Origin of the sequence: Ideonella flava (genome assembly GCF_051857595.1) — a bacterium.
Lineage (GTDB): Bacteria > Pseudomonadota > Gammaproteobacteria > Burkholderiales > Burkholderiaceae_C > Ideonella.
On the sequence record NZ_JBPZHD010000002.1, the window covers coordinates 181,568 to 208,556 of the forward strand.

Genomic DNA, 26,989 nt, shown 5'->3' on the forward strand with positions numbered 1-26,989 from the left:
GGCGACAAGGCCGCGGCGCATCCCGCCGCGGCCTTGTCGCGCGCGATTTGCTCATGACAGGTCCGCCTTGCTTGCTGCCAAGTTGCCCATGACCAGATGCCGTCGCGCCCTCGTGGTGGCGCTGATCGTCGCCGCCCACGCCCTCGCGCACGCCGCCGGCGCGGGCCCGCTCACGATCACCGGCGCGACCACCAATGCGCGCACCCGCCCGCTGGGCATCGATGCCGAAGACATCTCCCTCGGCTGGACGCTCGGAGCGGCCGGCCGCGGCGCGCGGCAACAGGCCTACCAGGTACGCGTCGGCGTGGAGCCCGGCAGCGCGAAGGTCTGGGATTCGGGCCGCGTCCGGTCCGACCGGCAAGTCGACGTGCGCCTGCCCGCGTCGCTGGCGCTGCAGCCGGCCACCCGCTACCACTGGCAGGTGCGAGCCTGGGACGGGCAGGGCCGGCCGGGGCCCTGGAGCGAGCCGAGCTGGTTCGAGACCGGGCTGCTCTCGGCCGCCGATTGGCAGGGCACGCAGTGGATAGGCGCGCCGTTCGATGCGGCGGACCAGCCGCGCCCCTTGCTGCGCGGCACGCTGCGCCTGAGCCAGCCCGTGCGCAGCGCGCGGCTGTATGCGACCGCCCGCGGCGTCTACCAGCTCTGGCTCAACGGCCGGCCGGTCGGAGACCAGTTCCTGGCGCCCGGCTGGACGGATTACCCGCAGCGGATGCAGGTGCAGACCTACGACGTGACCGGCCTGCTGCGCAGCGGGGCCAACGTCGTCGGGGCGGCGCTGGCGGACGGCTGGTACCGCGGCAAGGTGGGCATGGGCTGGCAGGCCGTCTACGGCCAGCAACTCGCCCTCAAGGCCAAGCTGCGCGTCACCTATGCCGATGGCAGGACGCAGGACTTCGGCACCGATGCGTCGTGGCGCAGCCTGCCTGGCCCTTACGTGCGGGCCGACCTGCAGGACGGTGAGCAGTACGACGCGCGCCGCCTTCCGGATGGATGGGCCGAGCCCGGCTTCGACGATGCGGCCTGGCAGCCGGTGACATGGCAGGCCGACACCGCCGCACGCCTGGTGCCGCAACCCGACGAGCCGGTGCGCCCCACCGAAGTGCGCACGGCCCAGGCGCGCCTGCCGGCGCCGGCCGGCGCCTTCCTCTACGACGTCGGGCAGAACGTGGTCGGCGTGGCTCGCGTCAAGCTCACCGGCCGTCCCGGCCAGACGGTGCGCCTTCGGTATGCCGAGGAGGTCTACCGGCGGGGCGCGCGCCAGGGTCAGCTCTACACCGACAACTTCCGCAGCGCCGCCGTCACCGACACCTACACCTTCGCCCGCGACGAGACGGTGACCTGGCAGCCGCGCTTCACCCAGCACGGCTTTCGCTACGTCGAGATCACCGGCGTCGATGCCGAGCCCGCGCTCGCCGACGTGCAGGCCGTCGTGCTGGGTTCGGACCTGCCCGGCATCGGCGAGCTGCGCCTGTCGCACCCCATGCTCGACCAGCTGGTGCGCAACATCCGCTGGGGCCAGCGCGGCAACTTCCTTTCCATTCCCACCGACACGCCGGCACGCGACGAGCGGCTGGGCTGGACCGGAGACATCAACGTGTTCGCGCCGACCGCCAGCCGGCTGCAGGACACGCGGGCCTTTCTTTCGAAGTGGATGGACGACCTGGCAGACGCCCAGAAGCCCGACGGCAACATCCCGGCCATCGTCCCGTTCCCCGGCAGGCAGTTCGGCGAGACCGGCGTCGGCTGGTCGGACGCCTTCATCACCGTGCCCTACGCCGTCTGGCGAGCAACCGGCGATGCCCGCATCGTGCGGAGCCACTGGGCCGCGATGCGCCGCTTCTACGACTTCGTGAAGGCCAGCGCCACGGTCGACGGCAACCTGCTGGAAGAAGGCCGCGCCTCCTGGTTCTCGGGCGACTGGCTGAGCCTGGAAGGCGTGGACAGGCTGCGCGAGCACCCCACCATCGCCACCGCCTACTTCGCCGAGGACACCCGAATGATGGCCGAGATGGCGGCCGCGCTCGGCGACGAGGAAGGGGCTCGCTCGGGCCAGGTGCTCGCCGAGCGCATACGCCGCTCCTTCGCTCGTGCCTACGTCCAGGCCGATGGCCGCGTCGAGCCCGGCACCCAGACCGTCCATGCGATGGCGCTGGGCATGGGCCTGCTCGCACCGGGCGCCGAACGCGATGAGGCCGCGGCCCGGTTCGTGGACAAGCTGGCCGCCGACGACCACCACCTCAAGACCGGCTTCCTCGGCACGCCGTGGCTGCTGCCGGCGCTTTCCAGCATCGGCCGCGACGACCTCGCGATGCGCCTGCTGCTGAATGACGACTACCCGTCCTGGGGCCACGAGATCCGCATGGGCGCCACCACGGTCTGGGAGCGCTGGAACGGCATCGCCCCGGACGGCGAGTTCGGCCCCGCCGACATGAACTCCTTCAATCACTACGCCAACGGCGCGGTGGGCGACTGGATGTTCCAGCACCTCGGCGGGCTGCAGATGCTCGAGCCCGGCTACAAGCGGGCGCGGATCGCACCGCTGACGACGCACCCAGCCTTGAGCCACGCGAATGCCAGCCTGCGCACGCCCTACGGCCTGCTGGCGTGCGACTGGCAGCGCGCGGACGATCGCCTGTCGCTGATCGCGGACGTCCCTGTCGGCACCGAAGCCGAGATCATCCTGCCGGCGGCCAACCCGAGACTCGTTCGCGAGGGTCTGCATGCCGCGTCGCTTGCGCCAGGCGTGCGTCAGGCCCGCTGGACGGCGGGCGTGTTGACCTTGCTTGTCGGATCGGGGCACTACGAGTTCCTGGTGCCGGCGGGGATTCCGGAACCGTAGCGCCGCAGGACCGCGGGTCGCAGGGCCAAACGGCACCGGCTGGGGTGCCGATCCGTCGGGCTGAGCTTGCTCATGCCATTTGTTCGTCAGCTGTCGGTTAGGACATGAAACTGGCAAGCCGGGGACACTGGCGGCAGTGTCGACCTGTCCGCACGGCATTGCTCCGGGAGGGCGCGATGAATCCGGCGAGGCCTTTCGTCCGCGCGCGCGCGGCGATCCTTGTCCACGAATAACGAATGGCAGGGAGAAGAGGATGGGAAGAATCGTGCTGGGGCGCTGCTTCTTGATGGTGGCGCTTGCTGTCGTGGGCGGCGCATTTCACGTGCCCGCGCGAGCGCAAGATTCGTCAGGGTCCGAGACAGTCGTCGTGACCGGGACCCGGTTGCCGCGCGAGTCCTCGGACGATGCCAGCCGCGATTCCGCAAGTGGTCTGGCGCGCAGCGAATGACGCCTTTGGGCGAAACGTCGTGGTCAACAGCATGGGCGGGCTGAACGTCGGCTTTCCCGGCCAGTACTACGATGCAGAGGGCGGGCTTTGGTTCAACTGGCATCGGTATTACGACGCGAGCATTGGGCGGTACCTTCAATCCGATCCAATCGGGCTGACGGGGGGCATCAATACCTACACCTATGTCGGTGGGAATCCGCTGAGTCGAGTTGATCCGATGGGGTTGACGCAGTGCGACATTGATGCTGCGTGGGCTTTTGCCCAACAAACACAGAAGGATCTGAACTTCTTCGGGCTGTCTCAGCCGACGACGGCAATGCCTTCGGGCGGCTATTCGTCAGGCGGCACGCAACCGCGTGCTCAGGTCGATACGTACATGGGTGCTGTCGTGGTACATCCTGACTTCCTGAAGCCTTTGGATTTCAGCGGAGCTCGCGATCTGTACACCACGGTGATCCATGAGGTTTTGCACCCCAACTTCCCTGGCCTCAACGAGGGGCAAATCCAGATGGATGCACGGAACCGCGCCGACCGCCAGTGGGGAGGCTTCGACAAGTTCCGGCAATCGTTTTGCTCGTGCGGGAAGTGATGATGGCCTTTGCATCTGCCAATTCGTTCGTCCAATGGAGCCTCACGGGCATTGTTGCCACGTGTTGTGTTGCAGGCATGGGAAGTGCACGGGCTGCCAGTTACTACAGGGACACTGTGTGCATGGGCACGGAGTCCAGGGAGCTTGATGGCGATGCCATTCAGAAGATCGACGCCCTCGTAGAGCGAGCGGCAGCTAACCCATCTGGGGTCGCCGGCACTTTCGTTACTGTGTTCCTTAGAGGTGAGTCACTGGCGGACCTGGGTCGCGGCCTCGCAGCCGCGTCCGCATTGACTAAGAATCTCGAAGACAGAAAGCATGTGCGGACATGGCCAGCTGATCTCAAGTTCTTGGCCCATCAAGAGCAACCGTGCTCTTCGGCGCGCGTTCTGATTGAGGTGTCAGTACTTCTCAACGAAAAGCCTCTGGTCGACCCGAAACGGTAGTCGAGCATAAGGCCTCGGGGTCAGGCTTTGCGTCCTGCAGCGGCTACCCCCTTCTTGCCCTGGTAGTCCTCGTGCGAACACACCCGATCGGCCGCTTGGGCGGCTCGGGCGGCGTCATCAGCTCGCGAAGCGAGTCAAACACCTGCTTGAGCTGGTTGCGGGTGTTGCGGCTGAAGGTGTCGTGGTTGATGGCCAGTGGCTCGGTCTCCGCCTTGAGCTGAGCCAGCCGCTGGACCGGCGCGCCATGCAAGTCAGCTGGCGGCCTGTCTCGACGCCCTAGCCAGTGCCGCAAATGAGCGGCAAAGCCTGCAGACATGCGCCTTGCTGGCGTACCGCCCGATTGGACAGAGGTCCGGGGCGATCCCCGTGATCCTTCCGTTAGGAATCGGTAGGGACCCCGGCGGCGGGCTCGCCTAGAGTCGCCGCGGTCGTGACCAGGACAGACGCGCATCCACGCTCGCACCCTGGTCGAGGAGACGCCGATGAATCAGACGAACCGACGCGGCCTCGGGTGGGCCTTTCTCGCCGTGCTGGCGTTCTGCCTGTTGGCCGGCGCGGCGCGCGCGGCCTACGTGCAGCCGGTGGTCGACCGCGCGAAGCTGCCGTTGAACGGAGCCTGGAAGTTCATCAAGAGCAGCACGCTCACCGGGGCCGGGGCCACCGCCTACGACGACAGCGGGTGGCAAACCGTGACCGTGCCGCACACCTGGAACGTGGTGGCCTCGTACTGGAACAACAACCGCATCGCCGACGCCAGCAACTCCTGGTACCGCACGCACTTCAGCATCCCCTCGGGCGACGCCGGCAAGCAGATCTACGTCAACTTCGAGGGCGCCTTCCAGGTCGCCGACGTCTACGTGAACGGCCAGTACCTGGGCCAGCACCGCGGCGGCTACACGCGCTTCACCTTCGATGCCACCAAGGCCATCGTCTACGGCGGCGACAACGTGCTGGCGGTGATGGTGAGCAACATGGATTGCGCGGACTGCCTGCCCGACCAGAACGTGGGCGGGTGGAAGGGCTACGGAGGCCTGTACCGCAAGGTGTCGCTGATCAAGACCCACCGGTACCAGGTCTCGACGACGAACTACGCGTCCAGCGGCGTCTACGTCACCCAGTCGAACGTCAGCGCGTCCTCGGCCGACGTGTCCATCCGCACGGTGGTCAAGAACAACGACAGCGTCGGCAAGACCTTCCTGGTGAAGAACTTCGTGGCCGATGCCGCGGAGAACGTCGTGCTTTCCCTGCAGCAATGGGTCTGGGTGAATCCCGGCCAGAGCGTCAGCGTCACGCAGACCGGGACCGTCCCGGCGCCGCGCCTGTGGGGGCCTGCGGATCCGTACCTCTACAACGTGCACGCCAACGTCTGGGTCGATGGGGTCATCGCGGATTCGGTCAACGAGCGCATCGGCTTTCGCTCCTACCAGCTCACCACCGAGGACTTCGTCTTCAACGGGGCCTCGATGAAGCTGCGCGGCGTGAGCAAGCACCAGGAGACGGAGACGCGGGCGACGGCCGTCACCGACGCCGACCTGGTCACCGACTGGGACAACCTGCAGGACCTGGGCGTCAACTTCGTGCGCCTCGTGCACTACCCGCACGCCGAGCTGGAATACAAGCTGGCCGACGAACGCGGCCTGCTCGTGTGGGCCGAGAACGGCCACACCGGCAGCGGCGTGCCGACGGCCAACGGCGACACCATCAACAAGGAAATGGTGTACCAGAACTTCAACCACCCCTCGATCGTCTTCTGGAGCGCGGGCAACGAGGCGGACGGCATAGACGCCACCTCGCGCTACGCCACGGTGATCAAGGCGGCCGACGCTTCGCGGCCCGTGGTCTACGCCTCGAACTGGCAGCGGCCGGCCAACATCGATCTCACTTTCGACAACACCTACCCCGGCTGGTACGACGGCCAGGGCACGATCTACGACTGGATCACCGACGGCCGCCGCTGGATCTCGGAATCCGGCGCCGGCATGGTGATCACGAACCAGAACCCGGACTACTTCAACTTCGCGCACACGGTGGACAGGTACGAGCCCGAGCAGTTCGGGCAGCTGGCCAACGAGGTGAAGTTCCAGGACCTGTTCGTCAGCCGGCCGAGCCACGTCCCGGCGTTCTCGAACTGGGTGTTCCGGGACATGGGGTGCAACAAGTACAAGGGGCTCATCAACTCCAAGGGCCTCGTCACCTTCTCGAACTACAAGAAGGACATCTACTACCACTTCAAGTCGTTCGCCAAGAGCAGCCGCGTCATCCACGTCGTGGGCCCGCACTACTTCCTTCGCAGTGCCAATCCTTCGGGGCAGGGCGACGTGAAGGCCTATTCGAACGCGGCGACGCTGACGCTCACCGTCAACGGCGTCAACAAGGGCGCCCTGGGCAACGGCAGCTACAAGCACCCGAACGGGCTGGTCGTCAACAACGCCTTCCTGTGGCGCAACGCGCTCTCGCTCGGCCGCAACGACATCGTCGTGTCCGACGGCAACGGGGCTTCGGAAAGCACGACCATCTACTACAAGGGCAACGGTTCGACGATGCCGGCCGAAGGCAGCGCGAAGATCACGAGCCTGGCCTCCAGCAACTCGGCGAACCCGGCTTTCTACATCCGCACGCCACTGAAGAACCAGTACCCGATCTACCACGACTTCGACGGCACGGCAGACAACACCTTCGATGTCGTTCCTTCGGTGCTGGCCGGTGCGGACGGATGGATAGCCACCAGGCGCCAGAGCGAGCCCACGAAGGCGACCAGCGTGTCGTTCACGATGGCCACCACCGGTGACGTCTACGTGATGTTCTCCAGGCAGGCCGGCGTGCCTTCGTGGCTGACGGCCGCCGGCTTCGTCGACACCGGCGCGAGCGGCAAGTGGCGGGACGACCAGCTGCTGCTGACCGACTACCAGGTCTACAGGAAGACGGTCGGCGGCGGCACCCGCGTGACGCTCGGCGGCACGGCGGTCGACTTCCTGATCGTCGTGAAATAGCGACTCTTCTCAAGGGCCCCGGGGGCAGGCGAACCACGGGAGACGGGCGCCCGTCATCGGGGGCGTTGCTCGGTCATCAGTCCATCATTTCTTGCCCTGACGCGGCGGCTAGATTCCCGCGATGGTCCTCGCGTCGCCTCCCACCGCCGGTTCCCTCGACAGGGCATTGCTTCAACTGAACAGCTGGCCCAGGCTGACGCAACTGCCGGCACAGGCGGATCACGAGATGCTGGCGCGCGTGTGCGCGCTGCTGGCCTGCAAGCCGACGGTCGGCTTCCTGGTGCCACGCATCCTCGATGCCCCCGCGGCGCGTGTGCACGCGGCACTCGAGGCCCTGTACCGCGATGGCCACGTGCGCCTGCTCGCAGGGCCCGCCGGCGTGAGCGCGACCAGCGGCGCGAGCGGTGACCTCATGACGCTGCCCACTCGGCAGGCCTCGTTCCTCCATCGCTTGTGGCAGCGGCTGGCGCAGATCTGAGACGGGGTCGCGGCGTCGGCGTGGAGTGGAGCATCCTGTTCGTGGGGCCGGTGGGCGCGGGCAAGACGCAGCTCATCCGCACCGTCAGCGACATCGACGTGCTCGCCACCGAGGAGATCCCCAGCGACGGCACGGCAGCACGGAAGGCCACCACCACCGTGGCGATGGACGTGGGCGCGATGAGCCTGGGCGGCGCAGACCACGTGCGGCTGTACGGGGCGCCCGGGCAGCTGCGTTTCCGCTTCATGTGGGACGTGCTGCTGGAGCAGGCGAAGGCCGTGGTGGTGCTGGTCGATCACTCCAGCCCCGACTCTTGCGCGGACCTCGTCGAGCACCTGCGGGCCTTGCGGCAACGCATGGGCGGCGAGCGCAGGCCCATCGTCGTGGCAGTGACGCACGCGGACCTTGCGCCCGGGCGGCCGATCGAGATCTACGAGCCGGTGTGGCGTTCGATCTGGCCTTCCTGTCCGCCCGTGTTCGAAGTGGATGCCAGGAATCCCGACCATGTCCGCATCCTGCTGCTGACGGTGGCCGCGCTGCTGGAGATGCGCGCCCGGCTGCCGGCACACCAAGCGCTCTGAGGCGGGCAGCGCCCTTTCACACGACCAAACCAGAAGAAAAGAGGATTGAGCTTGACCGACCTGGACAGTGCATTGAAGAAGGCCGTCAGCACCGTGCCCGACTGCGTGGCCGGGGGCTACGTGGATCTCGACTCCGGGCTGCTGCTGGGCCTCATGAGCGTGGACTCCCATCCCGCGGAGATCATGGAACTGCTGGCCGCGGCCACGGCGGACCTGTTCCAGGGGCCGAACGTGCGGACCATAGAGCAGATGTTCCGCATGGCGCGAGGCCAGACCGAGGACGGCCATCACTACTTCCAGGAAGTCATCGTCAACAGCGACCACTTGATCCACGTGTTCCTGCGCGGGCGGCAGCAGAAGCAGGTCGCCGCCTTCGTCTGCCGCAAGACCGCGAACCTCGGCATGGTGCTCGCCAGGGCCCGATTGGCGATGCCGGCCCTGGAGGCGGCGCTCTGAGATGGTCAAGCCCGATATCCGCCGCGTGCGGGCCATTCTTCGTGGATTGCAGGTCTCGTCCTCCGATGTCGAGGGCTCGGCGCTGGTGTCGTTCGACGGACTGGTCATCGCCTCGGAGCTGGAGCTGCATGTCGATGCCGACCGGTTCGGTGCGATGTGTGCCTCGTTGGTCTCGCTGGCCGTGCGGGCGGCGCGAGAGGTCGATCGAGGGGAGTTGCGCCAATTGATCGTGGACGGCGTCAACGGACCGATGCTGCTGACCCGCGCCGGGGATCGGGGCGTCCTGGCGCTGGCGGCCCGCCCCTCGGCCAGCCTCGGCCGGCTGATCCTGGATTCGCGCAAGGCGGTGCTCTCCATCGAGGAGGCGTTCGTTCCTGCCGACGGCTTCTGAAGCCCCCCTTCGCCAGGCCGATGCAGGGCCGACGCGATAGGCCCGCGGGCCCTCAGCGGTCGGCGGTGTCCAGGTATTCCAGCTCCGCCACGGCCTCGGCGAAATGCGGCTCGTACTCGAGCACGGCGAGGCAGAACTTCCGGGCCAGGGACCGATTCCCCTGCATGCTGGCCTCCACCGCGTGGGCGAACAACTCCAGCACCCAGTGGTCGTCCGCCTGGGCCTGCGGCGTCTCGGCGCCGAGCGGATTCAGGTGCTTGGGCAACTGGCGCGTGAGCTTGCGGCCCAGGCGCAGCGGGTCTTCCGCGCGCAAGGTGAACTGCTGCCGGGGGCCCGCGCCGAAGAGCGAGCAGTCCAGCCGGTACCCGGCCTTCTCCCGCGTCATGCGCGTGTGGATGAGCACGTCCACCTCGTGCCGTGCGCGAAGGGCTTCGGCGATCGCCGCGGGCTCGCTGAAGGCCGGCAGGGACTGCAGCACCGCCCTCAGGCTGCGCAGGGGAAACGGCCACGCGCAGCCCAGGGCGGCCAGGCCGTGGCCGACCGTGGCGGCCAGGCCCGCGGCGCTCCAGCCGCTCTCCGATTCGCCGGTGGCGTCCTCGGGCGGAAGCAGCGCGACCACGGGAGGCGCGCTCCCGGGCCGGGGATGGGCCGCCGGTCTCGACTCATGGACAGGGCCGACGAAGCGGAAGCCCACGCGATGAAGCGTCTGGACCATGGGTTCAGGCCCTTCGTCGATGGCCTTTCGCAGGCAGCACACCGCGCGGGCGAGGGCGCCTACGCTCACGATCCGGTCCGGCCAGATCTCGTCGATCAGCTCGTCCTTGCGCACGACGCGGTGCCTTTCGCGCAGCAGGTAGACGAGCAGGGAGAAAGGCCTGGGCTCCAGCGCCCTGAGGCGCCCATCGACCCGCAGCTCCCGGGTATCGACATCCAGTTCGCATCGGCCGAATCGGTAGACAAGGTTGCCCATGGTGAACTCGCTGGTGCCTGGCATCACGCTCGTTCAGAGCAGGCTGGGCAGAGGCCAATGGGCCGTATCGACCGCGCGGGCCGGCGTGCCCGGCGATTCGCAAAGCGCGAGCAGCTCCAGGTGGCGGGGCGGGGGAGGGCCCTGGAGCAGCGCCAGGCATTGGCGCTGGCTTCGCAGCGCCTCTTCGGACTGCCCTGCCGCCAGGTGGACGCGGGCGCGCGTCGCCCAGGCGAGGGGGTGGTCCTTCAAGGGGGCGGGAACCGAGCGCAGCCTTTGCTGCGCGCCCGTGAGGTCGCCGGCCTCCGACAGCAGCCATGCGGAGTCTATGCAGGCCCAGAAGCGGGACAAGGCCGAGGCGCTCTTGGCCAGCGCCGAATCGAGCCGCTCCAGCGCTTCACGAGAGTGGCCGCGCGCACGTGCGAGCCGGGCCTGTGCCAGCAGCGCCTGCATCCTCAACTCCGCGGTGTTCAGGCGCGCGCTGGTGGCGACTCGAAGCTCCGACTCGGCTTCGTCGAGCAGCCCGGCGAGGATCAGGGCGTCGATGAACCAGGGCAGGGCCTGCTCTTCGAGGTATCCGTCCTGCGCTTCCCGGTGGGCGAGGACGGCGCGGCGCAGGTGCTGCGCGGCCAGGGCGGCGTCGGCCCGGGCGAGCGCGACGAGGCCCAGGCAGCGCCATGCATGAGGCGCCTCCGGATCGGCCGACTCGAAGCCAGGTTGCTGGGCCGCGTGGACGGCGAAGCGATGGTCGCGTGCGAGGTGGCGAACCCAGTACAAGGTGGAAAGCATTTCCAGGCTCGCAGGCCCTGCCCTGTGGATCCTCGCCGCGGCATAGGCGTCTTCGGCGTGCATCGCCGCCTCCTCCAGTCGACCCAGCCGCGACAGGATCCAGGCGCCGTTGTCGGCGGAATCGATGCCGAAGCAGCTGGCACGCAGGCCGCGGCACTGGCGAAGGGCCTCCTCGATGAGGACCAGGGCCTGGTCGAGATCGCCGTGGGCCATCGCGGCGATGGCCTGCATGTTCAAGCCGGCGATGGGCAGCATGCGGTTTCCGCTCGCCTCGCACACCTGGACCATCTGCTCCAGCACGTGGGCCATGCCGCGGTGATCGATACGCGAGATGCGCACCGAGGCCTGGAGCATGAGCGTACGCGCGACCAGATCGAGGTCGTTCTCCTGCGACGCCAGTTCCAGCGACCGGGACAGCCAGACGTCCCCCCGTTCCGGCTGCAGCCGATTCAGGTACATGCGTCCCACGTGCTGGGACACGCGCGCGGCCGTCAGGCGATCGTTCTCGCGTCGAGCATGAGCCAGCAATCGGCGTGAACGCCACAGCACGAGGGGGCTGCCCAGGTTGCTGAGGGCGTGCAGCAGGTAGACCTGTGCGGCGACGTTGCCGGGATCGAGTTCCACGGCCAGGTCGAGGAGCTTGGCCGCCTTGGACCACTGCTGCCTGGTGAGCGCCTCCAGCCCGCGCGCCAGGCACTCCATCGGCAGGGAGGCCGCGCGCAATCCGGCGTCGATGGGAGCGGGGCCGAAGTCGAACCTGTCCTTCAGGGCTGAGGCGAGTTCGCGGGCCAGACCCGCGGCGCAGGTCGCGGTCCGCTCAAGCTGTTGCGAGGCACCGCCCGACGACCACGTGATCACCGCCCTCAGTACGGCGTCGCGCAGGTACACCCGCGTGTGCACGATCGTCGTGGCGTTCGTCGCCCCGCGGATCGCCGCTTCACGCCCGGGGCGCGACACGTCCTGCACGCCTTCGAGGGCCTGCAGGACCGTCTGCGGCGACAGGAGTCGACCGCCGGCGGTCCCGCCGAGGAGGTGCACGGTCAGGGCCATCAGACCGAACTCGATCCAGGCCAGGCGGGGGTCCGCAGTGCGGTCCTCGAAGGGAAGGATCGCCAACGGTCCCGGGATCTGCGATTGCGGCTCGGGGCCGGGCGCGGCCTCCTCGGGCCGGTTGACCTCGCCGGTGAACCGGTAGCCGATCCGCGCCACCGTGCGGATGCGGCCGTGCCGGCCGGTTTCCCCGAGGGCCGTCCTTGCCTTCACCACCGCCTGCAATATCGCGTACTTCGAGACCTCGGGACGGTCCTGCCAGACCTGCGTGCGAAGCTCCTCCCACGGCACCGCACGGCGGCGGTGGCGGATCAGGTGCAGGAGAACGCTGAGGGCGCGAGGCTCGATCGTGATGAGCTCGTCGTTGCGAAAGAGGCAGCGGCGCGGGGCATCGAGCAGGAAGTCGTCCCAGATCAGGTAGGCCGGAGCGCCGCTGTCGTCCGAGGTCGCGGCAGGTGATGGAACGTGGCCAGGGCCAGGCGGGCCCGGCTGGACATCGTGGACGGGCGAGGGCTGGACGGCATATCCGTGCATGGGAAGGGCTGCCGGGACGCTTCGGGCAATGCGCGCAATGCTAACGACGGTCCTGCGACGAGCGGCTCGACGCTGTGTGCGAAATGCACGGGACCGGTGTGGGGCGCGGTAGAGCAGGCGTTCAGTGAGGCGATGGTGTCTTGGCGCGCCTGGCGGTTCGGGCCGCCCCGGTGATCACCTGCCCCGAGTCCCCAAGGCGCACGCTCACCGGGCCAGCGGCTCGATATGCAGCAAGACGCGCCGGTAGCGGGTGAGGGCGGGGGTGCCCTTGTCGTTGACCTGGACGATGACGTGGGCCGTGGCCGGGGTTTCCGTCCCGGGCACCTGGAAGCGAACGCGAGCCAGGTTTTCGGTGCCGATCGACAAGGGCGCCTTGAGCGTGCCGGCCTCGGGGTAGGCGAACCAGAGGAAGCTCAGGCTGTCGCCATCGGGGTCGGTGCTGGGGGTGACGTCCAGCGTGACCCAGTCGCCGCTGCGCAGGTGAAGCTCCGCTTCATGGGCCAGCTGCACGACAGGGGCATGGTTGGCCTCGGCCGGCGGGCGGGTCGTCCAGAGCATGCGCGCGGCGAAGTCGTTCTGGATCGCCTCGCGCCAGCGCCACAGCGTCACACCCGCATCGCTGAACTCGCGCTCTCCCGGCCTCACGGGCCGCCCGTAGGCCGCGGGCACATGGGGCCGGTAGCGGTCCACGGCATTCGTCCAGATCGGGCGGGTCTCGGGCTCGATGGGAACGCCGCCGTTGAAGCCTTGCGGATCGGTGTCCTCGCGCCGCGGTGTGTAGAGCTCGTAGCGCCCGCCCCAGCCGCCCCAGTCCGGATGCTCGGGCGCGTTCAGGCCGTTGGGGATGAGGCCGAGGAAGGAAGGGGTGTCGCCTTCCATGCCGTAGGCGACGTCGGGGTAGGCGGCGCCGAGCGGGCCGTGGCCCTGCTGGATGTGGCTGGCGATCCAGGCATTGCTGATCTGAGTGTTGTCCACGCCTTCCACCACGCGGTGGATCGCGCCCCAGGTGGCGTTGCCGTAGCCGCCCGGGCTGACGATGTAGAACAGGTCCGGGAACTCCCGGCGCAGCCAGGCCCCGGTGTCGTCCTGGTCGGAGATGGCGTAGACGCGCAGCCGCGCGACGGCCTCGGCAAGGGCCTGTCTGGAACTGGTACGCCGCAGGCTGTGCAGCGCTTGCGCCAAGGTGTTGGCGCCACCCCAGACGCTGACCCACAGCGGGCGCCGGTCAGGGCGGCGGAGCTCGCGCAGCAGCAGCTCCGAGCCCGGGGTCTCGCGTCCTTCTCCGATGGCTTGCAGGCCATAGCCGGCCTGCCCTTCGGCCACGCGGGTGAGCAGCTGGTTTGCATCGGGGTAGGCCGGGTCGTGCCGGCGAAGCTGGGGCAGGACCTGCGCGTAGCGTTGGATCACCCGCCGGATCGATTCGGCGTGAATGCCCTGCCGCATGTGCACCGAGGTGGTGGCCACCAGGCCGCGCAGCTCGATGTCGTTGGCGTAGAGCAGCAGCCTCACCAGCGACTGCGTGTCGTCCGGTTCGTTCTCGATGTCGGTCAGGACGATCAGGCGCGGCTTGGGCGGCGGTGCTTCGGCCACCGAGGCACCCAGCGCGGCGCCCGAAAGGCAGAGCACCGACAGCCAGGTGCCGAGGCAGGCAGCGAAGGCGCGCAAGCCGTCGCGAACGGGCGTGGCGCGGCGCCTGTCCGCCCGACTCATCGGAACAGGCGCTGCGCGAAGTGGTAGAGGTTCTCGGCCCAGCTCTGGGGGCGGCTGAAGTTGGCGCGGGCCCGCTCCGGCGTGACGGTCTCGGACATCGCCACTGGCTGGTGCGTGGCTCCCAGCACGGGCAGGGCCAGGACGACCAGCAACGACATCCCGAGGTTGCGAAGGCGCCTGATCGCCCTGGCCAGCCCGGAACGGGCCTTGGGGCCTTTAGGGTCGGCGTGCACGGCTCAGGCCGCGGCCTGATGAAGCGGCACCGCGATCGCCACGCGCTCGTCTTCCAGCTCGGCCACGAAGCGGTAGCCCACGCGGTGGTGCGTGCGGATGATCTCGCCGCCTTCGTCGCCCAGCACGCTGCGGATGCGGTTGATGGCCACGGTGAGCGAACTCGGCTGGACGATCTGCCTCCCCCAGATGGCATCGAGCAGCTCGTCGATCGAGAGCACCCTTTCGCGGTGCTCGATCAGGTACACGAGCAGGTCGAAAGGGCGTGGCTGGATCTGCCGGGCCCGCCCGTTGACCAGCACCTCCCGCGACGCGGGGCGGACCTCGCACCGGCCGAAGCGCATGCCGGACCTCGCGGCCTGGCGCGCGGCGGGCAAGGCCACGGCGCGGTCGTACCGGGTTTCATGGGAAGCGGCTTGGAAGATCTCGAACATGGCAACCTCGGGGTGCGACAGCGGGGCGGGGATTCGGGTGCAGGGCGGCGGCCGGCGGCGGGTTCAGCCTATGACCTGGGGGGCGGTGCGCGGCGGGGCCATCGTGGCGCCGGCGACGATCTCGGTGGGCAGCACGAGGTTCGCCGACGTGCTCGTCAAGGCGTTCTCGGCCCGGGTCTCCATGCGTGAGAGCAGGATCTCGGTCGCCTGGCGTCCCAGCTGCTGCAGGGGCTGGCGCACGGTGGCCAGGCGGGACGTGCGGGCGAGCAAGGTGTCGTCGAAGCCGACGACCGAGATGTCGGCCGGCACCCGCAGATCGCGTGCCGCCAGCGCATCGATGCAGCCCAGGGCGATGGCATCGCTGCCGGCGAACACGGCCTGCGGCAGCTCTTCGCCGCGATGAACCTGCAGCCAGGATTCCATCGTGTGGCGGCCGGCCTCGAAGGTGTAGGCATCGCGCACGACCGGGTCCTGCATGAGCGGCACGCCCGCCGCCTCGTGCGCACGGCGGTAGCCCTGGACGCGACGGTCCGCGCCGGTCGATCCGACGGGGCCGCCGACATGCAGGATGCGCCGGTGCCCGAGCTCCAGCAGTCGCGACGTGGCCTGGAAAGCACCGGCCTCGTCGTCCGACTCCAGGTTGACCACGCCCGCGATCTCGCGGTTGGCGTGGATGGAGACCACCGGGGTGTGCCGGGGCAGCCAGGTCGCCGGGTCGTCCTCGAGCATGGGCGCCACCAGGATCAGGCCGTCGATCCGGCCGTCGCAGAAGCGGGCGATGCGCTGGGCGGCGTCGTCCCAGCCGTCGAGCGTGAACACGGTCGTGTTCTGGCCCGCAGCCGCGGCACCGCGGAGCACGCCGTTGAAGAGCTCGAGGAAGTACAGGTTCGGCTCGCTGCCCAGCAGCGTGGCAACGACGCCGATGGTGTTCATGCGACGCGACGTCAGCGCGCGCGCGGCCTCGTCGGGCCGGTAGCGCAGACGTTCGGCGGCTTCGAGCACGCGGCTGCGGGTCTCGTCGGAGATTCGGGCCGTCGTCTTCGAGCCGTTGAGCACTGCTGACGCCGCCATGGCCGACACGCCCGCTTCACGGCCCACATCGGCGAGCGTGGCTGCCTTTTGATGCGAACGGGAGGGAAGGGTTTCGGCCATGGAGGTTGTGGGGGCAGGACAGTGGGGCTACAGGGCGACAGTTCGTGACATTTATCGCTAAATCAAACCGGGCCTGGGCCAGCGGTTGGGACTTGGGCGCATGTTAGTTCGCCCGTCGAACGAACGAATTCGGGGCTTACCCGCGGATCTTCCGTTCAGTTCCGGACCTCTTCCGAGCGGGGGTGAAAAGGTGGGGCTGCCGCGTGCTTGCAAGCACCGGCAGAAGGTTCAAACTCGGCGCAGCGAGCTCCGCATCGGCATATCGCTCCTGTCGTGTGCGCAGACGAGGATGATGAACACGATCACCGCCGCAACGGCGTCGGACTCGGATCCGCCCACCCCGGCGCCCTGGAGGCCGGCCGATCGCGCCGCGCGCGCTGTCATCGAAGCTCATCAATGGCTGCTGCACGCCGAGGGCGAGCAAGCGCTTCTTGCACGCGTGTGCGGCGTCCTGCGCGAGCGGCTCGCCTGCCGCTCGGCCTGGGCAGGGTGTGTCGCCGAAGGCAGCGGTGGCCGCCTCGAGATGCGTGCCTGGGCGGGCGAAGAGGCGGCTCCGCCCGACGGCCATCTGCCCGCGGCCGATCTCGCCGCGCTCGTCCTCTCGGACGGTGTGGCCCGCCACGGCCCTGGCGACTCCAGCCTGTTCGCCTGCTGCGCCTTGCCGCTGAAGGATGAGCAGGCCGGCGTGGTCGGAGTGCTGGTTCTCGAGTCCCCGGCCGCCGAAGCTGTCCGGCCGCACGAACTCGAGCTGCTCGGCGAGTTGTCGCGCCACCTGGCTTTCGGCGTCGTGCAGATGCGAGCACGCCAGCAGCGCGGCCAGGCCCAGGCGGCCCTGCGCGCGCGGGAGGAGCGACTGCGCACGCTGCTGGAGAAGATCCACGCCGCGGTCGTCGTGCACGGGCCGGATACCTCGATCCAGATCTGCAATGCGCATGCGCGGCTGCTGCTCGGGCTGGACGACCTGGCTGTGCAGGGCAAGAAGGCGTCCGATCCGCAGTGGCGCTTCCTTCGCGACGACGGCTCGCCCATGCCGCTGCAGGAGTACCCGGTCGTGCAGGTCGCCTCCCGCCGCGAGGCGGTGCGCAACATGGTGGCCGGCGTCCGCCGCCCTGGGCAGGACGATGTCTGGCTGCTCGTCAGTGCGGACCCGGTGTTCGACGAGGAGGGCCAGATCGCCGAGACCATCGTCACCTTCGTCGACATCACCCAGCGCAAGCAGGCGGAGGATGCGCGGCGGCGCTCGCAGCAGGCCTACGCCTCGCTCGTCAACACCATAGACGGCATCGTCTGGGAAGCCGACGTGCCCAGCCTGTGCTTCAGCTTCGTCAGCCCGCAGGCGGAGCGCCTGCTCGGCTTTCCCATCGAACGCTGGTTCGAGCCGGACTTCTGGAAGGACCACATCCATCCGGACGACCGCGACTGGGGGATCGACTTCCGCGAGGCCTCCATGCGCGAGCTGAGCGCGCAGGAGTTCTTCTACCGCTTCTACGCAGCGGACGGCCGCGTGGTGTGGCTGCACGACCGGGTCACGGTGATCTTCGAGGACGGCCGGGCGACCAAGCTGCGCGGAGTGATGGTGGACATCACCGGCCGCCGCCGCCTGCAGATGATCGAGCGCATGCGGGCCGGCGCGCTGGAGAAGCTCATAGGCGGCGAAGGCCTGAGCGACATCCTCGACTCCATCGTGCGGGCGGTCGAGCAGCTGCAGCCGCCCATGATCGCCTCGGTGATGCTGCTCGATGAAGGACGCAGGCACCTGCGCCCGGCCGCGGGCCCCAGCCTGCCGGCCTTCTACAACGAGGCGCTGCAGGGGCTGGAGATCGGACCGGCTGCCGGCTCGTGCGGCACGGCCGCGCATACCGGGGAGCGCGTGATCGTCGAGGATGTGCGCAAGGATCCCTTGTGGGCGCCCTACCGCGAGCTGGCCGCCCGGGCCGGCCTGGTCTCCTGCTGGACCCAGCCGGTGCTGAATCGCGAGGGGCGCGTGATGGGCACGGTGGCGGTCTATCACCGCGAGCCTCGCGCGCCGAATGCGGATGACATCGAGCTGATGGAGGCCATGGCGGGGCTGGTCGGCGTGGCGGTCGAGTACCGCCGGACGCAGGACGAGATCCGCACGCTGAACGCGGAGCTGGAGCGGCGCGTGCGGCAGCGCACCGCCGACCTGCTGGTCGCCCGCGACGCCGCCGAGGCGGCCAGCCGCGCCAAGGGCGACTTCCTGGCCAACATGAGCCACGAGATCCGCACGCCGATGAATGCGATCCTGGGCCTTTCCCACCTGGCGATGCACAGCGGACTGACGCCCCGCCAGCACAACTACGTGCAGAAGGTGCATGCCTCGGCCGAGTCGCTGCTGGGCATCCTCAACGACATCCTGGACTTCTCCAAGATCGAGGCCGGCAAGCTCGACATCGAGTCGATAGCCTTCGACCTGGCGGACGTGATGGACAACCTGGCCGGCGTCATCGGCCTGAAGGCCGAGGAGAAGGACCTGGAGCTGGTGCTCGAGCAGCCGGCAGACCTTCCGACCGCGCTGGTCGGCGACCCTTCGCGGCTGCGCCAGATCCTGCTCAACCTGTGCAACAACGCGGTGAAGTTCACCGAGCGCGGCGAGGTGGAGGTGGGCATCGAGGTGCTGGAGCATGCGTGGGATGCGGTGCGGCTGCGCTTCGTGGTGCGGGACACCGGCCTGGGCATGTCGCCCGAGCAGTGCGAGCGACTGTTCCAGCCGTTCGAGCAGGCCGACGCGTCGACGAGCCGGCGCTTCGGCGGCACCGGGCTCGGACTCGCCATCAGCCACCGCCTGACGCAACTGATGGGCGGCGACATCGGCGTGCGCAGCGAGGTGGGCCGCGGCAGCGAGTTCCATTTCGACCTGGGCTTCGCGCTCCAGCCGGGCGCTGCGCGCGGTCCCCGGGTGTTGCGCCACGCGGCCTTTGCCACCCTGCGCACGCTGGTCGTCGATGACAACGCCTGCGCGCGCGAGCAGGTGCTGGAGATGCTGGACGCGGCGGGCATGCGCGCTGACGCGGCCGAGGGCGGCGACGAGGCGCTCGAGCGCCTGGTCCTGGCCGACGCCGAGCGCACGCCCTACGACCTGGTGCTGCTCGACTGGAAGATGCCCGGCATGAACGGGCTCGAATGCGCGGAGCGGCTGCGGCGCCTTCCGCTGAGCCGCCGGCGACCGCCTGCCGTGCTGATGCTCAGCGCCTTCAGCCGCGACGAGGTCCTGCAGCGTGCCCAGGAGCGTCGAATCGTGTTCGCCGACCTGCTGACCAAGCCGGTGACGCCTTCGTCGCTGTTCGATGCCTGCTGCAAGGCCCTGGGCCTGGCGCCGGTGTTCATCAGCAGCGTGAACCGCCGGGACGGCCTGCTGAGCCACACCCATGCGGCCTTGCGCGGAGCCCGCCTGCTGCTGGTGGAGGACAACGCCATCAACCGCGAGCTCGCGCTCGACCTGCTGAGCAATGCGGGGGTCGAGGTGCAGGTGGCCGGCGACGGTCGCGAGGCGCTGGACATCCTTTCGCGCGGCAGCTTCGACGGCGTGCTGATGGACTGCCAGATGCCGGTGATGGACGGTTTCGCCGCGGCACGCGCGATCCGCCTGCGGCCGCAGTGGCGCGACCTGCCGGTGATCGCGATGACCGCCAACGCGATGGTCGGCGACCGCGAGAAGGTGATCGCTGCGGGCATGAACGACCACATCGCCAAGCCGATCAAGGTCGACGAGATGTTCGCCACCCTGGCGCGCTGGGTGCGGCCGCGCCGCGGTGGCGAGGCGGACGATCGTCCTGCCGGCACGCCGGGCGGCACCGGCGAGTGGGAACTGCCGGGCATCGTGCCGGAGGCGGCCATCCCCGAGCTCCAGGCCAATCGCCCGCTGTACCGCCGCCTGCTACGTCGCTTCCGGGTCGAACAGACCAGCTTCGAGACCAGCTTCGCCGCCGCCCGCGCGGCGGGCCAACACGACCAGGCGATGCGCCTGGTGCACGATCTCCACGGCCTGGCCGGCACGCTCGGCATTCCGGCCTTGCGTCACCCCGCCAATGCGCTGAAGCAGGCCTGCCAGCGCGCGGCCCCGGATGCCGAGATCGACGCGCTGCTGCGGCAGGTGACGCAGCAACTGGCGCCAGTGCTGGCCGGCCTCGTGGCGTTGGACGGGGATTGAGTGCCTGCAGGCCCGGCCGCGCCGGCCAGTGCTTGGCACGCCCGCTGCGCGCCTATACACTCGCGCCCTTTTTCTCTTTTCGACTGCTGCTGCGGGAAGAGGCCCATGGCTCCGGCGAGACCGCCGGAGATGCCTTTTCGCCTGGCCTGGCCGGGCTTCGGACGTTCGTCCGAAGAAAGCACAGCACTCGTGTCCCACCTTTCGAGACTCCAGCGAGCCTTCGCGCGCTCGCGCATCCGCGTCGACCGTCAGGACGGCGTCTACCATGTCCGCGACGAATCCGCCGACGCTTCCATCCTGCTGCCGGCGTCCCTGCCGCTGGAGGAGAAGGCGGTCCGGCAGCTGCTGGCCTTCGCCGCGGTTCGAACACCGGCAGGCGAACCGGCGGTATGCCGGGCCTGCGCCACGCCGGACTTCCACCCGGGGGCGGTGGCGCCTGTCGGCTCCGTGGTCGCCACCCAGGGCGACGCCGTCATTCCCGCCGCCATCGGCACCGACATCAATTGCGGCATGCGGCTGCTGACGACTGGCCTGTCGCTGGCGGCGCTGGCGCCGCACAAGACAAGGCTGGTCAGCCGCCTGCAGTCGGTCCTGTTGCAGAACGAGCGTGACGTGCCCGTCCCGACGGTGGCCTTCAAGGCACTGTTCGATGCAGGCCCGTTGGCCCTGGTCGACGCGCTGCGGCCGCAAGGCCTGTGGGCCACCGTGGACCGCGCACGGCTCGAGGCCGAAATCGCCGGCGCGATCGGCCTGTCCGAGCTCAGGGCGGACGCACGCCACGCGCCCGAGGCGTTCGTCGGTGCGCGCGAGACGTTTCGCGATCCGTGCCTCGGCACGCCGGGCTCGGGGAATCATTTCGTGGAGCTGCAGGTCGTCGACGAGATCCATGACCGCCATGCCGCCTACGCGGCGGGCCTGAAGGCGGGGGATGTGCTGGTGATGATCCACAGCGGTTCGCGCGATCTGGGCTTTCACGTGGGCACGCGATGGATGGATCGCGCTCGTGCCGCCTGGCCGCATGGAGTGAAGCATCCCGAAAGCAGGCTCTACGCGCTCACGGGCCCCTTGGCCGGGGAGTACCTGGAGGCGATGGGCGTGGCGGCACGCTACGCCTGGCTCAACCGGGTCGTGCTGGCCGAGCTGGTTCGCATGGTGCTGGCCGAGTCGTTCGGTGCGGAGCGCTCGCGGCTGGTGGTCGACGTGCCGCACAACGTCGTGCTGGCCGAGCATGGGATGAACATCCATCGCAAGGGAGCCACGCCTGCGCGCGAAGGCGACCTCGCGCTCATCCCCGGCTCGATGGGCGATCACTCGTTCGTGGTCCAGGGCCTGGGCAACGACGACTGGTTGTGGTCGTGCAGCCATGGTGCGGGGCGGCGCGTGCGACGGCAGGCTCTGAGGTCCCGGTCTTTCCGGCAAGAAGATGGCCGGCTGGCGTGGGAATGCGTGACCACGCGAGAGGAGCGTCGCATCGAAGAGGCGCCCCAGGCCTACAAGCCCATCGGCCCCGTGATCGATGCACAGCGACAAGCTGGATTGATCAGCACGGTGGCGCGGCTTCGGCCGTGGGTCACCTTCAAGGCATGAGCCGGCGCCCTGTCGGCTGCAGGCCACAAGCCCGGCCCTTCCTGTTGCGGGGCCTTCGATGGGGGCGGACAATTCGATCCACCATGAAACTCATTCAAGTGATCAAGGCGAGCTTCGCCCCCTGACATCGCCCTTCGATCACTTCGGAAGGCGGTTCGCCTTCCGGCTGTCCAAGCAGACCCCGGCAGGCGCTCCGTCCTCCCGGGGTTTCGCTTTTTCCGGACCTCTCTCATGCGCACCTACGACAAGCTCATCGCCACGATTCCCGTCCGCCGGGGCGTGGCCCGCGTGCGCCCGTTCCCCGGCCGCTGTCTGCATCTTCGGCGCTAGTCCCTCAGGCGAATCGGCCTGGGGGCAGCGCTCGACTTCCAGGTTCTACACCCCAGATTCGCCATGAACTCCAAACTCGAAAAACTCCGCAACATCGGCGTCATCGCCCACGTGGACGCCGGCAAGACCACGACCACCGAACGCATCCTGTTCTACACGGGCGAGAACCATCGCATCGGCGAAGTGCACACCGGCACGACGCGCATGGACTTCGACCCGCAGGAGCGCGCGCGCGGCATCACGATCAACAGTGCAGCCATCACGGTGCACTGGAAGGACGTGCAGATCAACCTGATCGACACGCCCGGGCACATCGACTTCAACATCGAGGTCAACCGCTCGCTGCGGGTGCTCGATGGGGCGGTGGTCGTGTTCGACGGCGTCGCCGGCGTGGAGCCGCAGACCGAGACGAACTGGCGCCTGGCCGATCGCTACGGCGTGCCGCGCATTGCCTTCGTCAACAAGCTCGACCGAGTCGGCGCGGACTTCCTGCGCGTCGTCGGCACGATGAAGGACAGGCTCGGCGCGACCGTGCTGCCGCTGCAGTTGCCCATCGGATCCGAAGGCGACTTCCGCGGGGTCGTCGATCTGTTGACGATGCGCGCGCTGGTGTGGGAGCACGACGACGCGCGACAGCCTTTCCGCGAGGACGAGGTGCCTGCCGAGCTGATGGACGACGCCATCCGCTGGCGCTCGCGCCTGGTGGAGGCCGTCGTCGAGCAGGACGAACGCGCGCTGCAGGCCTACCTCGATGGCGAGACCATCGAGGTGGATCTGCTGCGGGCCTGCATCCGTCGCGGCACGCTGTCGGGCGCGTTCGTGCCGGCGCTGGCCGGCTCGGCCTTCCGCAACCGCGGCGTGGAGCCGCTGCTGGACGCCGTGGTCGACTACCTGCCGGCACCTGAAGACGTGCAGCGGCCCGAAGGCGTGCCGGCATCCGACCCGCAAGGGCCGTTTGCCGCGCTGGCCTTCAAGGTCGTGGCCGATCAGCACGGCTCGATGGTCTTCGTCCGCGTGTACCGCGGCACGCTGCGTCGCGGCGAGTCGGTGCTCGATGCGAACACCGGCCGCATGGAGCGGGTGGCGCGCATCCTCGAGGTGTACGCCGACGACCATGTCGAGCGCGAGGAGCTGCGGGCGGGCGACATCGCCGCGATCGTCGGCCTCAAGGACACGCTGACCGGGCACACGCTGTGCGACCCGAAGCATCCCCTTCATCTGGAGGAGATCAGCATCCCCGAGGCCGTGATCGACGTGTCGATAGAGCCGCGGACGCGCGAGGACTCGCAAGGCATGGCCAAGGCGCTGCAATCGCTGCTGCGCGAAGACCCGAGCCTGCGCATGCGGCACGACGCCGACTCCGGCCAGACCATCCTGTCCGGCATGGGCGAGCTCCAGCTGGAGGTGTCGGTGGAGAAGTTGCGCGAGCGGCACGGGGTGGAGCTGCTGGTCGGCCGGCCACGGGTGGCCTACCGCGAGACCATCGCGCGAACGGTCGAGGTGCGCCACGTGCTGAAGAAGCAGACGGGCGGGCCGGGGCAGTTCGCCGAGGTGCTGCTGCGCTTCGAGCCGCTGGCGCGTGGCGAGGGCATCCGCTTCGCGCACGAGGTCGTGGGCGGTTCGGTGCCGCGCGAGTTCGTGCCGGCGGTGGAGCAGGGCGTGCGGCGAGCGGCGCAGGCCGGCGTGGTCGGCGGCTATCCGTGCGTGGACTTCCAGGCCACGTTGCTGGACGGCCGCTTCCACGAGCGCGATTCGTCGTCGCTGGCTTTCGAGCTGGCCGCGGCGGCCGCGACGCGGGAGGCCTTCGCCCAGGCCGAGGCGCAGCTGCTGGAGCCGGTGATGGCGGTCGAGGTGCTCACGCCCGTGGAATACCTGGGCGACTGCATCGGCGACCTGCACCGGCGGCGCGGCGTGGTGCGTGGCCAGGAGCCCCGCGGCAACGCCGTGGCGATCGAGGCCCGCGTGCCCCTGCGCGAGATGTTCGGCTACATCGGACGCCTGCGTGCCCTGAGTTCGGGGCGGGCGCAGTTCACGATGCAGTTCGATCACTACGACACGGTGCCGGCGAGCGTAGCGGCCGAGGCCGCTGCCGGCTGAGGTGATGATCAGGATGGAATGACGACAGGAGGATGAGATGGAAGAACCATTCGACGAATCGCGTGGCGATGGGGTCGTGCCCGAGGCGCACCCCATCGACCCGCGCATCCGCGAGGAGGTGCTGTGCAAGCTCCAGGCGGTGGAGCGCGAGCACGATGTGCGCGTGCTCTACGCCTGCGAATCGGGCAGCCGCGGCTGGGGTTTCGCCTCGCCCGACTCGGATTACGACGTGCGCTTCATCTTCGTGCGTCCGGCCCGCGAGTACCTGCGCGTGACGCCGGTGCGCGACGTGATCGAGGAGGTGCCAGGCCCCGTGTTCGACGTCAACGGCTGGGACGTGCGTAAGGCGTTGCAGCTCCTGTCCAAGGGCAATGCCACCCTGGTGGAATGGCTGAGTTCGCCTGTGGTCTACCGGCAGGACGGGCATTTCATCGCCAGGCTGCGCGAAGTCGCCGCCGCCGTGTATCGGCCGGTGCGATCGTTTCATCACTATCACGCGATGGGGCGGGGCAACTTCCGCGAGTACCTCCAGGGCGAACAGGTCCGCGCCAAGAAATACCTCTACGTGCTGCGGCCCTTGCTGGCCGCTCTATGGGTGCTGGCGCGCTCCGATGCGCCCCCCATGGCTTTCGAGGCGCTGGTGAGCGCGATGGTGGACGACCCGCTCGTGCGCCAGGACATCGACGAACTGCTGGCCCTCAAGCGGCGAAGCGGCGAGCAGGAGTGGCTGCCCGCTCGGCCGCGGTTGAACGCCTATCTCGCAGGCCTCATGCAGCGGCTGGAGGGAGCCGACCCGGACGTCGGCCAGGCCGACATGACGCTGCTGGACGATCTGCTGGCGCAGACCGTTCTGGGGGCTCGCGCGGCCTGACGGCGCCCCTGCGGGCTCACTCGCGGATCCAAGCCGTGGACCGAGCACTACAGCGCCGTTCAGGCCGAACAACGTGGCGCGAGACTTGCCACGAGCCAGGAGCTTTCGGTCGAACTCGCGCAGTGAAATGCCCATGAAAGACATGCTGAAACTCACGCTCGCCCAACTCAACCTCACGGTCGGCGACATGGAGGGCAACGTCGCCCGGATGATCGCCGCGGCGCAGCAGGCCCGGGCCGAAGGTTCGCAGCTGATCGTGTTCTCCGAGCTCTCGCTCACCGGCTACTACCCGGGCGACCTGCTGGAGGAGGGGCACTTCCTGCGGCGCGTCGACGAGGGCCTGGAGTCGTTGCGCCAGGCCTCCCGGCAGATGCGCGACCTGTACTGGGTGGTCGGCGCGCCGATGCGCCGAACGGGCCCCGGCAAGCCGCTGCACAACGCGCTGCTGGTGATCAAGGCCGGCGACATCGTCCTGAGCTATGCCAAGCAGCTGCTGCCCACCTACAACATCTTCGACGAGCGGCGGCACTTCGAACCCGGGCCCGACGTGGCGCGAGTGCTTCGCATCGGCGAAGACACCATCGGGCTGCTGGTCTGCGAGGACGGCTGGAACGACGAAGGGCTGGACTACGTGGTCAACCCCTTCGACCGGATGCGCGATGCCGCGCCCGACCTGGTGGTGTCCATCAACGCCAGCCCCTCCAACATCGGAAAACGCGAGCAACGGCAGGCGATCTTCAGCGGCGCGAGCCGCCGGCACGGCCTGCCCATCCTCTACGTGAACCAGGTCGGCGGCCACGACCAGCTCGTCTATGACGGCGGCTCGTTCGCGGTCGAGCCGGAGGCCGGGCCGGTGTTCGAAGCGCGGCGGTTCGCCGAGGACGTGGTGACGCTGCGCTTCGAGAAAGGCCACTTCCTGGCCGCCGATGGCAGCGACCTGGCGCCTGTAGGCACCGAAGGTCTGCCGACGATGGCTTTCTATCGCGCCCAGATCGTGCTGGGTCTGCAGGACTATGCCCGCCGGTGCGGCTTCCGGCAGGCCGTGGTCGGTTCTTCCGGCGGCATCGACAGCGCCTTGACGCTGGCCCTGGCCGCCGAGGCGCTGGGGCCCGCGAATGTGATGGCCATCACCATGCCGTCGAGCTTCTCGTCGGCCGGCTCGGTCGACGACTCGGTGACGCTGTGCCGCAACCTCGGGATCGTGCTGGCGACGCACCCGATAGCGGAACTGGTCGCGGGCTACGCAGGCCAGTTCGAGCGCAGCTTCGGGCCGCCGCTGCGCGGCCTGGCGCTGGAGAACCTGCAAGCCCGCGTCCGGGGCACGATCCTGATGGAGTACTCGAACAGCTTCGGCCACCTGCTGCTGACCACCGGCAACAAGTCGGAGATCTCGGTCGGCTACTGCACGCTGTACGGCGACACCAACGGCGGCCTGGGACTGATCGGCGACCTCTACAAGACGGAGGTCTTCGCGCTGTGCCGCCACTTGAACGAGCAGGCCGGCCGGGAGCTGATCCCCGCCGCCATCATCGACAAGCCCCCGTCCGCCGAACTGGCGCCGGGCCAGAAGGACACAGACAGCCTGCCACCGTATCCGGTGCTGGACGAGGTGCTGAAGGTGCTGGTCGAAGGCGAGCGGCTGGCGCCCGAGGAGCGTGCCCAGGCGCAAGCCTTCGTGGCACGCCTGCAGTCGACGGACGAAGGCCGGGCGCTGGTGGAGCGCGTGCGCCTGATGGTGGCCCGCAACGAGTACAAGCGGCGCCAGGCCCCGCCGATCATCCGCGTGCGTGCGCGGGCCTTCGGCATAGGCCGGCAGATGCCCATCGCGGCAAAACACGTCTGAAGGGCCGC

Annotated in this window: 18 protein-coding genes; 12 read left to right on the plus strand and 6 right to left on the minus strand. The window is 69.0% G+C overall.

The window, feature by feature from the left end; all coding sequences use genetic code 11:
- Positions 1-88: 88 nt before the first annotated feature.
- The 7 genes from ACS5PM_RS04570 to ACS5PM_RS04600 all read left to right on the plus strand — a co-directional run bounded on the left by ACS5PM_RS04570 (position 89) and on the right by ACS5PM_RS04600 (position 9,218).
- Positions 89-2,839, plus strand: coding sequence for a family 78 glycoside hydrolase catalytic domain (locus ACS5PM_RS04570; RefSeq protein ID WP_439385935.1), 2,751 nt, complete (start codon positions 89-91; stop codon positions 2,837-2,839).
- Between the two features lie 404 nt (positions 2,840-3,243).
- The gene (locus ACS5PM_RS04575; RefSeq protein WP_439385937.1) at positions 3,244-3,876 is read left to right on the plus strand and encodes an RHS repeat-associated core domain-containing protein; all 633 of its coding nucleotides are present in this window, start codon (positions 3,244-3,246) and stop codon (positions 3,874-3,876) included.
- Positions 3,877-4,804: 928 nt separating this feature from the next.
- Positions 4,805-7,312: a glycoside hydrolase family 2 protein gene (locus ACS5PM_RS04580; protein ID WP_439385939.1), complete on the plus strand. Its 2,508-nt coding sequence runs from the start codon at positions 4,805-4,807 to the stop codon at positions 7,310-7,312.
- Positions 7,313-7,478: 166 nt separating this feature from the next.
- Complete coding sequence (locus tag ACS5PM_RS04585; RefSeq protein ID WP_439385941.1) at positions 7,479-7,790, plus strand: hypothetical protein; 312 nt, start codon at positions 7,479-7,481, stop codon at positions 7,788-7,790.
- Positions 7,791-7,810: 20 nt separating this feature from the next.
- Positions 7,811-8,371, plus strand: a complete 561-nt coding sequence (locus ACS5PM_RS04590; RefSeq protein ID WP_439385943.1) for a GTP-binding protein — start codon at positions 7,811-7,813, stop codon at positions 8,369-8,371.
- Between the two features lie 45 nt (positions 8,372-8,416).
- The gene (locus tag ACS5PM_RS04595) at positions 8,417-8,827 is read left to right on the plus strand and encodes a hypothetical protein (protein ID WP_439385945.1); all 411 of its coding nucleotides are present in this window, start codon (positions 8,417-8,419) and stop codon (positions 8,825-8,827) included.
- A gap of 1 nt (position 8,828) precedes the next feature.
- Positions 8,829-9,218: a roadblock/LC7 domain-containing protein gene (locus ACS5PM_RS04600; protein ID WP_439385947.1), complete on the plus strand. Its 390-nt coding sequence runs from the start codon at positions 8,829-8,831 to the stop codon at positions 9,216-9,218.
- A 52-nt stretch (positions 9,219-9,270) separates the two neighbouring features.
- On the opposite strand, the gene ACS5PM_RS04605 is transcribed toward ACS5PM_RS04600, so the two are convergent.
- The 6 genes from ACS5PM_RS04605 to ACS5PM_RS04630 form a co-directional block, all read right to left on the minus strand.
- Positions 9,271-10,212 carry a winged helix-turn-helix domain-containing protein gene (locus ACS5PM_RS04605; RefSeq protein ID WP_439385949.1) on the minus strand — a complete coding sequence of 314 codons (942 nt, stop codon included), beginning with the start codon at positions 10,210-10,212 and terminating at the stop codon, positions 9,271-9,273.
- Positions 10,213-10,221: 9 nt separating this feature from the next.
- Positions 10,222-12,558 carry a winged helix-turn-helix domain-containing protein gene (locus tag ACS5PM_RS04610; protein ID WP_439385951.1) on the minus strand — a complete coding sequence of 779 codons (2,337 nt, stop codon included), beginning with the start codon at positions 12,556-12,558 and terminating at the stop codon, positions 10,222-10,224.
- 204 nt (positions 12,559-12,762) lie between these two features.
- Positions 12,763-14,268 (minus strand): nucleoside hydrolase-like domain-containing protein, encoded by a 1,506-nt coding sequence (locus ACS5PM_RS04615; RefSeq protein ID WP_439385953.1) that lies wholly within the window; start codon positions 14,266-14,268, stop codon positions 12,763-12,765.
- Positions 14,265-14,426: a hypothetical protein gene (locus ACS5PM_RS04620; protein WP_439385955.1), complete on the minus strand. Its 162-nt coding sequence runs from the start codon at positions 14,424-14,426 to the stop codon at positions 14,265-14,267. Before ACS5PM_RS04620 ends, ACS5PM_RS04615 begins: the two co-directional genes overlap by 4 nt.
- A 78-nt stretch (positions 14,427-14,504) precedes the next feature.
- Entirely contained in the window at positions 14,505-14,933 is a 429-nt protein-coding gene (locus tag ACS5PM_RS04625) for a winged helix-turn-helix domain-containing protein (protein WP_439385957.1), read from the minus strand.
- Positions 14,934-14,996: 63 nt separating this feature from the next.
- Positions 14,997-16,085 (minus strand): LacI family DNA-binding transcriptional regulator, encoded by a 1,089-nt coding sequence (locus ACS5PM_RS04630; RefSeq protein ID WP_439385959.1) that lies wholly within the window; start codon positions 16,083-16,085, stop codon positions 14,997-14,999.
- A gap of 292 nt (positions 16,086-16,377) precedes the next feature.
- On the opposite strand from ACS5PM_RS04630, the gene ACS5PM_RS04635 reads away from it, so the two are divergent.
- The 5 genes from ACS5PM_RS04635 (at position 16,378) to ACS5PM_RS04655 (ending at position 26,981) form a co-directional block, all read left to right on the plus strand.
- On the plus strand, positions 16,378-20,253 hold the full coding sequence (locus ACS5PM_RS04635; RefSeq protein WP_439385961.1) for a response regulator: 3,876 nt from the start codon (positions 16,378-16,380) through the stop codon (positions 20,251-20,253).
- Positions 20,254-20,442: 189 nt separating this feature from the next.
- Entirely contained in the window at positions 20,443-21,840 is a 1,398-nt protein-coding gene (locus tag ACS5PM_RS04640; RefSeq protein WP_439385963.1) for an RtcB family protein, read from the plus strand.
- A gap of 393 nt (positions 21,841-22,233) precedes the next feature.
- A complete protein-coding gene (gene fusA / locus ACS5PM_RS04645) occupies positions 22,234-24,267 on the plus strand; it encodes an elongation factor G (RefSeq protein WP_439385965.1) in 2,034 nt (677 codons plus the stop codon).
- Between the two features lie 37 nt (positions 24,268-24,304).
- Complete coding sequence (locus tag ACS5PM_RS04650) at positions 24,305-25,138, plus strand: nucleotidyltransferase domain-containing protein (protein WP_439385968.1); 834 nt, start codon at positions 24,305-24,307, stop codon at positions 25,136-25,138.
- A 142-nt stretch (positions 25,139-25,280) separates the two neighbouring features.
- Positions 25,281-26,981: an NAD+ synthase gene (locus ACS5PM_RS04655; protein WP_439386842.1), complete on the plus strand. Its 1,701-nt coding sequence runs from the start codon at positions 25,281-25,283 to the stop codon at positions 26,979-26,981.
- The last annotated feature ends 8 nt before the right edge of the window (positions 26,982-26,989 follow it).

Coding starts and splice junctions, on each gene's coding strand:
- ACS5PM_RS04600 (WP_439385947.1), top strand. CDS start 8,829: ATGGTCAAGCCCGATATCCGCCGCGTGCGGGCCATTCTTCGTGGATTG.
- ACS5PM_RS04620 (WP_439385955.1), bottom strand. CDS start 14,426: ATGTCGTTGCTGGTCGTCCTGGCCCTGCCCGTGCTGGGAGCCACGCAC.
- ACS5PM_RS04630 (WP_439385959.1), bottom strand. CDS start 16,085: ATGGCCGAAACCCTTCCCTCCCGTTCGCATCAAAAGGCAGCCACGCTC.
- ACS5PM_RS04625 (WP_439385957.1), bottom strand. CDS start 14,933: ATGTTCGAGATCTTCCAAGCCGCTTCCCATGAAACCCGGTACGACCGC.
- ACS5PM_RS04605 (WP_439385949.1), bottom strand. CDS start 10,212: ATGCCAGGCACCAGCGAGTTCACCATGGGCAACCTTGTCTACCGATTC.
- ACS5PM_RS04650 (WP_439385968.1), top strand. CDS start 24,305: ATGGAAGAACCATTCGACGAATCGCGTGGCGATGGGGTCGTGCCCGAG.
- fusA (WP_439385965.1), top strand. CDS start 22,234: ATGAACTCCAAACTCGAAAAACTCCGCAACATCGGCGTCATCGCCCAC.
- ACS5PM_RS04635 (WP_439385961.1), top strand. CDS start 16,378: ATGAACACGATCACCGCCGCAACGGCGTCGGACTCGGATCCGCCCACC.
- ACS5PM_RS04610 (WP_439385951.1), bottom strand. CDS start 12,558: ATGCACGGATATGCCGTCCAGCCCTCGCCCGTCCACGATGTCCAGCCG.
- ACS5PM_RS04575 (WP_439385937.1), top strand. CDS start 3,244: ATGCCAGCCGCGATTCCGCAAGTGGTCTGGCGCGCAGCGAATGACGCC.
- ACS5PM_RS04570 (WP_439385935.1), top strand. CDS start 89: ATGACCAGATGCCGTCGCGCCCTCGTGGTGGCGCTGATCGTCGCCGCC.
- ACS5PM_RS04655 (WP_439386842.1), top strand. CDS start 25,281: ATGCTGAAACTCACGCTCGCCCAACTCAACCTCACGGTCGGCGACATG.
- ACS5PM_RS04580 (WP_439385939.1), top strand. CDS start 4,805: ATGAATCAGACGAACCGACGCGGCCTCGGGTGGGCCTTTCTCGCCGTG.
- ACS5PM_RS04615 (WP_439385953.1), bottom strand. CDS start 14,268: ATGAGTCGGGCGGACAGGCGCCGCGCCACGCCCGTTCGCGACGGCTTG.